Source organism: Streptomyces malaysiensis subsp. malaysiensis (genome assembly GCF_040653035.1).
GTDB classification, from domain to species: Bacteria; Actinomycetota; Actinomycetes; order Streptomycetales; family Streptomycetaceae; genus Streptomyces; species Streptomyces malaysiensis.
This window is the reverse complement of record NZ_JBEZNG010000003.1, coordinates 562,175-568,742: the sequence shown is the minus strand read 5'-3', so window position 1 is coordinate 568,742 and position 6,568 is coordinate 562,175. Positions and strand designations below refer to the sequence as shown.

Annotated in this window: 5 protein-coding genes; 4 read left to right on the top strand and 1 reads right to left on the bottom strand. The window is 72.0% G+C overall.

What is annotated here, in order from left to right; translation table 11 throughout:
• Nucleotides 1-129: 129 nt before the first annotated feature.
• Nucleotides 130-1,890 carry a phospho-sugar mutase gene (locus AB0E24_RS09545; protein WP_359375780.1) on the top strand — a complete coding sequence of 587 codons (1,761 nt, stop codon included), beginning with the start codon at nucleotides 130-132 and terminating at the stop codon, nucleotides 1,888-1,890.
• A 411-nt stretch (nucleotides 1,891-2,301) separates the two neighbouring features.
• Here AB0E24_RS09545 and AB0E24_RS09540 read toward each other — a convergent pair whose 3' ends face one another.
• Nucleotides 2,302-2,985: a PH domain-containing protein gene (locus AB0E24_RS09540; RefSeq protein WP_069870275.1), complete on the bottom strand. Its 684-nt coding sequence runs from the start codon at nucleotides 2,983-2,985 to the stop codon at nucleotides 2,302-2,304.
• Nucleotides 2,986-3,133: 148 nt separating this feature from the next.
• Here AB0E24_RS09540 and deoC point away from each other — a divergent pair, with 148 nt between their 5' ends.
• The 3 genes from deoC to AB0E24_RS09525 are packed head-to-tail and all read left to right on the top strand — an operon-like array spanning nucleotide 3,134 to nucleotide 6,431.
• Complete coding sequence (gene deoC, locus AB0E24_RS09535; RefSeq protein ID WP_359375819.1) at nucleotides 3,134-4,135, top strand: deoxyribose-phosphate aldolase; 1,002 nt, start codon at nucleotides 3,134-3,136, stop codon at nucleotides 4,133-4,135.
• A gap of 6 nt (nucleotides 4,136-4,141) precedes the next feature.
• A complete protein-coding gene (locus AB0E24_RS09530) occupies nucleotides 4,142-5,575 on the top strand; it encodes an aldehyde dehydrogenase family protein (protein WP_359375777.1) in 1,434 nt (477 codons plus the stop codon).
• Entirely contained in the window at nucleotides 5,568-6,431 is an 864-nt protein-coding gene (locus tag AB0E24_RS09525; protein WP_359375775.1) for an aldehyde dehydrogenase family protein, read from the top strand. The genes AB0E24_RS09530 and AB0E24_RS09525 overlap by 8 nt, the downstream gene beginning before the upstream one ends.
• The last annotated feature ends 137 nt before the right edge of the window (nucleotides 6,432-6,568 follow it).

The following is a 6,568-nucleotide window of genomic DNA, read 5'->3' as shown; positions in this document are numbered from 1 at the left end:
AATATACGGTCCAGGGCCCCGCCCCGGAGGCCCCGCCCCCGCACCCACCACACAACCGACCGCGCACCACAGCAACCACCACCCCACCCGCACCCGCCCGAAACAACCGCCGCCCCCCAGGAGGCCCACATGGCCACGGAGCACGACCTCATCGCCCAGGCGCGCGCTTGGCTTGCCGAGGATCCCGATCCCGAGACCCGGGACGAGCTCAGCGCGCTGCTCCAGGCCGACACGGACGACGCGCTGGACGAGATCGCCGATCGGTTCTCCGGGACGCTCCAGTTCGGCACCGCCGGGCTCCGGGGCGAGCTCGGGGCCGGGCCCATGCGGATGAACCGGGTCGTCGTCATCCGCGCCGCCGCGGGACTCGCCGCGTACCTGCGCAAGCATCAGCGCGAGGGCCAGGGTCAGGGGCAAGGGCAAGGGCAAGGGCAAGGGCAAGCTCTCGTCGTGATCGGCTACGACGCGCGCTACAAGAGCGCCGACTTCGCCCGCGACACCGCCGCCGTGATGGTCGGCGCCGGGTTCCGCGCCGCCGTGCTCCCGCGCCCGCTGCCCACGCCCGTGCTCGCCTTCGCCGTCCGTCACCTCGGCGCCGTCGCCGGCGTCGAGGTCACCGCGAGCCACAACCCGCCCCGCGACAACGGCTACAAGGTCTACCTCGGCGACGGCTCCCAGATCGTGCCGCCCGCCGACGCCGAGATCGCCGCCGAGATCGCGGCCATCCGCAGCCTGGAGGACGTCCCCCGCCCGGACGGCGGCTGGGAGACACTGGGCGACGACGTCCTGGAGGCGTACCTCGCGCGCACGGACGCCGTTCTCACCCCGGGTTCGCCCCGTAACGCCCGCATCGTCTACACCCCGCTGCACGGCGTCGGCCGCGAAACCCTCGCCGCCGCCTTCGCCCGCGCCGGTTTCCCCGCGCCCGTGGTCGTCCCCGAGCAGGCCGAGCCGGACCCGGCGTTCCCGACGGTCGCGTTCCCGAACCCGGAGGAGCCGGGGGCGATGGACCTGGCGTTCGCCACGGCCCGCAGGGTCGCTCCGGACATCATCATCGCCAACGACCCGGACGCGGACCGCTGCGCCGTCGCCGTGCCCACGATCACGAACCCCACGGCCCCCACGGACGCGGCCAGTTGGCGCGTGCTCCGCGGTGACGAGGTGGGCGCGCTCCTCGCCACCCACCTCGTCCACAAGCGCGCCCGCGGCGCCTTCGCGACCACGATCGTCTCCTCGTCGCTCCTCTCCCGGATCGCGGCCGACGCGGGGCTGCCGTACGCCGAGACGCTGACCGGCTTCAAGTGGCTGGCCCGCGTGGACGGGCTGCGTTACGCGTATGAGGAGGCGCTCGGCTACTGCGTGGACCCGGAGGGCGTACGCGACAAGGACGGCATCACGGCCGCGCTGCTCGTCGCCGAGCTGACGTCCGAGCTCAAGGAGCAGGGCCGCACCCTGGGCGACCTGCTGGACGACATCGCGGTGGCCCACGGCCTGCACGCCACCGACCAGCTGTCCGTACGCGTCAAGGACCTCTCCCTCATCGGCACCGCGATGAAGCGGCTGCGCGAACAGCCGCCCACCGAGCTCGCGGGGCTCGCCGTGACCTCGGCGGAGGACCTGTCGCGGGGTACGGAGACGCTGCCCCCGACGGACGGCCTGCGCTACCGGCTGGCCGGGAAGGGGGGCGTGCGGGCCGCCCGTGTGGTCGTCCGGCCCAGCGGCACCGAGCCGAAGCTGAAGGGTTACCTGGAGGTGGTCGTCGACGTCCCCGCCGCCGACGCCCTCACCCCGGCCCGCGCCACGGCGGACACCGTGCTGGCCGCGCTCAAGGGGGACCTCTCGGTGGCGGCGGGAATCCAGTCCGCGGAAACGGCGGCCGCGGGCGCGTAGCCCGCCGCGTCAGATCCGGCTGAGGGCACGTGGGCGCGCGCCGGGTGCGTGGGTGGTGCGCCCGCTGTTCGTGGTGGGTGCCGGGGGCGGGGCCTCCGGTGCGGCGCCCTGGACCGCATATTTACGTCGCCGACGAACGAAGATCGTTGAGTTGGTCGGAGATTGGCGCCACAAATATGCGACAGCGTCCAGGACACCACACCTCCGACCCCGCCCCCTCCCCCCTCGTCGGCGACCACAGCCCGGTGACACAGCCCCGGCCAGGTCCCCAGCCCGCCCGGTGGCAGGCGACGAGGCCCCGTAGCGACCCTGGGCGGGGCGCCGCGCCCCGGGTTCACGTGCGGAAGGTGCCGCCCGGTCCGGTCACGGCGACAGGGCGGCGAGCCTCTCGAAGCCGCAGGGGCCCAGGGGTCAGCCGATGGCCAGCATGATGGCCAGGAGTACCGCACCGGCCAGCGTCGGGGCGATGATCTCGAACGCCCAGCGCACCTCCGGCGCCCCCTGGGCGCCCTCGCGGTGGGCGTTGGTCTCGGCCATCTCGCGGAGATCGCCCATCGCCACGTCGGAGGGGGCCCGCCGGTCCTCGTCGGGCTTGTTCGCCGACACATGGGCGGACGTGCGGCCGAAGGGGTCCTCCGACGCCGCCCTGGCCTGGTGCCGGGCGGCCCGCTTGCGCTGTCGCAGCGAGACCGGGATCGCCCACAGCTGGTACTTCGCCCCGCCCGCCAGCACCTCGCTGGTGTATCCGGCGCGCACCCCCTCGACCGAGGCCCAGGGCAGCGTGACCGTACGGAACGGGTTGCGGACGAGCAGCCGGTCCTGCCCCGCGTGCACCGACGGGCGGACCGTGAAGGCGATCACCACCGGCACCGCGCACAGCAGCCCGGCCAGCGCCAGCCACGGCGTCCGGCCCTCGCCCCGGATCATCGCGTCGATGCCCAGCCAGCCGCTGAGCGCGAGCAGCAGCACCCCGCCCGCGATGCCGCTCGGGGAGCGGTAGATCCGGTCCGAGAAGGTCTCGGGGGCGGAGGGGGACGCGGAGGAGGATGCGGAGGATGAGGCAGTGGAGGCTGAGTCGTCGTCCGGGCTCGTCATGCGCCCGATTGTGCACCACACTCCTGGTGTGGGGGACGTCCAGGGGAGCCCGCGGGCCCGGCCTGGACTTCCCGCCCTCGGCCCCCGACGGATTCCGGGGCCGGGGGTGACATCCGACTACGCGCGTAGATATGCTCATCTGGTGACCATGCCCACCACAGTTCCCGCATACGGCGAAGAGGCCGCGGAGCGACTCGCGTCGATGGCGGACGTGACCGCCGACGACAGCGCGCTGCGCCGCTTTCTGCACGGCCTGCCGGGCGTCGACGCGGTCGGCCTCCAGGCCCGTGCCGCGACCCTCGGCACCCGCTCGATCAAGACCACGGCGAAGGCGTACGCCATCGACCTGGCGATCTCGATGATCGACCTGACGACCCTGGAGGGTGCCGACACCCCGGGCAAGGTCCGATCCCTGTGCGCCAAGGGGATCAACCCCGATCCCACCGACCGCACGGCCCCCCGCGTCGCGGCGATCTGCGTCTACGGCGACATGGTGGCCACCGCCAAGGAGGCCCTGAAGGACAGCGGCATTCATGTGGCGGCCGTCGCGACCGCCTTCCCCTCCGGGCGCGCCGCGCTGTCGGTCAAGCTGGCCGACACCCGGGAGGCGGTGGCCGCCGGGGCGGACGAAATCGACATGGTGATCGACCGCGGCGCCTTCCTCTCCGGCCGCTATCTCAAGGTCTTCGAGGAGATCCGCCAGGTGAAGGCCGCCTGCGTCCGCGAGGACGGCAGCGGCACCGCCGCCCACCTCAAGGTCATCTTCGAGACCGGTGAGCTCCAGACGTACGACAACGTCCGCCGCGCCTCCTGGCTGGCGATGCTCGCGGGCGCGGACTTCATCAAGACCTCCACCGGCAAGGTGGCCGTCAACGCGACCCCGCCCGTCACCCTCGTCCTGCTGGAGGCGGTCCGCGACTTCCGCGCCGCGGTGGGCGTGCAGGTGGGCGTGAAGCCCGCGGGCGGCATCCGCACCTCCAAGGACGCGATCAAGTACCTGGTGATGGTCAACGAGACGCTGGGCGAGGAGTGGCTCTCCCCGGAGTGGTTCCGTTTCGGCGCCTCCAGTCTGCTCAACGATCTGCTGATGCAGCGCCAGAAGCTGAGCACCGGCCGGTACTCCGGTCCCGACTACGTGACGGTGGACTGATACGCCATGCCAGTTTTCGAGTACGCACCCGCGCCGGAGTCCCGCGCGGTCGTCGATATCGCCCCGTCCTACGGCCTGTTCATCGACGGGGAGTTCACCGAGGCGGGCGACGGCAAGGTCTTCAAGACCCTCTCCCCCTCCTCCGAGGAGGTCCTCTCCGAGGTCGCCCAGGCCGGCGCCGAGGACGTGGACCGCGCGGTCAAGGCCGCCCGTAAGGCGTTCGGGACCTGGTCCGCGCTGCCCGGCGCCGAGCGCGCCAAGTACCTCTTCCGCATCGCGCGCATCATCCAGGAGCGCTCCCGCGAACTGGCCGTCCTGGAGTCGCTGGACAACGGCAAGCCGATCCGCGAGTCGCGCGACGCCGATCTGCCCCTGGTCGCGGCCCACTTCTTCTACTACGCGGGCTGGGCCGACAAGCTGGCGTACGCGGGCTACGGACCGGATCCCGGGCCCCTGGGCGTGGCCGGCCAGATCATCCCCTGGAACTTCCCGCTCCTGATGCTGGCCTGGAAGATCGCCCCGGCGCTCGCCACCGGCAATACGGTCGTCCTCAAGCCTGCCGAGACCACCCCCTTGAGCGCCCTCTTCTTCGCGGACATCTGCCGCCAGGCGGGCCTGCCCAAGGGCGTCGTCAACATCGTCACCGGTGACGGCTCGACCGGCGCGGAGCTGGTCGCCCACCCCGGGATCGACAAGGTGGCCTTCACCGGCTCCACCGAGGTCGGCAAGGCCATCGCCCGTACGGTGGCCGGTACGAAGAAGAGGATCACCCTCGAACTCGGGGGCAAGGCCGCGAACATCGTCTTCGACGACGCCCCCATCGACCAGGCGGTCGAGGGCATCGTCGGCGGCATCTTCTTCAACCAGGGCCATGTCTGCTGCGCGGGCTCCCGCCTGCTGGTCCAGGAGTCCGTTCAGGACGAGCTGCTCGACGCGCTCAAGCGCCGGATGAGCACCCTGCGCCTGGGCGATCCGCTGGACAAGAACACCGACATCGGCGCGATCAACTCCGCCGAGCAGCTGGCCCGGATCCGCACGCTGGCCGACGCGGGCGAGGCCGAGGGGGCCGAGCGCTGGGCCCCGGAGTGCGAACTGCCCAGCTCCGGCTACTGGTTCGCGCCCACCCTGTTCACCGGTGTCACCCAGGCCCACCGGATCGCCCGCGAGGAGATCTTCGGCCCGGTACTCTCGGTGCTCACCTTCCGCACTCCCGAGGAGGCCGTGGCCAAGGCCAACAACACGCCGTACGGGCTGTCGGCGGGCATCTGGACGGAGAAGGGCTCGCGCATCCTGTGGATGGCGAACAAGCTCCGGGCGGGTGTGGTGTGGTCCAACACCTTCAACAAGTTCGACCCGGCCTCCCCCTTCGGCGGCTACAAGGAGTCGGGATACGGCCGCGAGGGCGGCCGCCATGGCCTGGAGGCATACCTCGATGTCTGACAACCGACTCTCGGTCCTGAAGACCTACAAGCTGTTCGTGGGCGGCAAGTTCCCACGCTCGGAGAGCGGGCGGGTGTACGAGGTGACCGACGCGAAGGGCCACTGGCTGGCCAACGCCCCGCTGGCCTCCCGCAAGGACGCCCGGGACGCGGTCGTCGCCGCGCGCAAGGCGTTCGGCGGCTGGTCGGGGGCCACCGCCTACAACCGGGGCCAGATCCTCTACCGCGTCGCCGAGATGCTGGAGGGCCGCCGCGGCCAGTTCATCCACGAGGTCGCCGACGCCGAGGGGCTGTCGAAGTCCAAGGCCACCGCGCAGGTGGACGCGGCGATCGACCGCTGGGTCTGGTACGCGGGCTGGTCCGACAAGACGGCCCAGATCGCCGGGTCCGCCAACCCCGTCGCGGGGCCGTACTTCAACCTCTCCTCCCCCGAGCCGACCGGTGTGGTCGCGCTGCTCGCGCCCCAGGAGTCGTCCTTCCTCGGCCTGGTCTCGGTGATCGCCCCCGCGATCGTCACGGGCAACACGGCCGTGGTCGTGGCCGCCGAGCGCGCCCCGCTGCCCGCCCTCTCGCTCGCCGAGGTGCTGGCCACCTCCGACCTCCCCGGCGGCGTGGTCAACATCCTCTCCGGCCGCACCGCCGAGATCGCCGCCCCGCTCGCCGCCCACCAGGACGTCAACGCGATCGACCTCGCCGGCGCGGAGCCGGAGCTCGCGGTCGAGCTGGAGAAGGCGGCCGCGGAGAACCTCAAGCGCGTCCTCCGTCCACAGGCTGTGGATTGGGCGGCCGACCCCGGCACCGGCCGGCTCCTGGCCTTCCTGGAGACCAAGACCGTCTGGCATCCAATGGGCGTCTAGACCCGCCTCCGCGCTTCCGCGCGCACCTCCATACCCCCGCCCCCGCGGCGTCCCGCATCCCGGACATCGCGGGGGCCTTTTTCGTCGCACATATTGTCAACAATTTCATCGACAGTTAGGTTGCGAGGAACCGCACG